Origin of the sequence: Pseudomonas frederiksbergensis (genome assembly GCF_003732665.1) — a bacterium.
GTDB lineage: Bacteria > Pseudomonadota > Gammaproteobacteria > Pseudomonadales > Pseudomonadaceae > Aquipseudomonas > Aquipseudomonas frederiksbergensis_G.
In genome coordinates, this window is the sequence record NZ_MOBP01000259.1 from 1 (window position 1) to 283 (window position 283).

Genomic DNA, 283 nt, shown 5'->3' on the forward strand with positions numbered 1-283 from the left:
CTTCGAACCCGTCATTAACCCATGGGTTGAAAAACTGCCTTCCGACGTGAACTTCGTGCGCATTCCGGCCATGTTTGGCGGCCCTTGGGACGCACACGGCCAGATGTTCCTGACCCTTGAAGCCATGGGCGTCGAAAGCAAGGTTCACGCGGCAGTTTTCGAAGCGATTCAGAAAGAACACAAGAAACTGACCGACAAAGACGACATGGCAGACTTCCTGGCGACCCAAGGTGTAGACAAGGACAAGTTCCTGGCCACCTTCGACTCCTTCGCCATCAAGGGC

General features: G+C 55.1%; 1 pseudogene. It reads left to right on the forward strand.

Annotation, left to right across the window (positions count from 1 at the left end):
- Positions 1 to 283: pseudogene (gene dsbA, locus BK665_RS34090) on the forward strand (thiol:disulfide interchange protein DsbA); the annotation flags it as partial.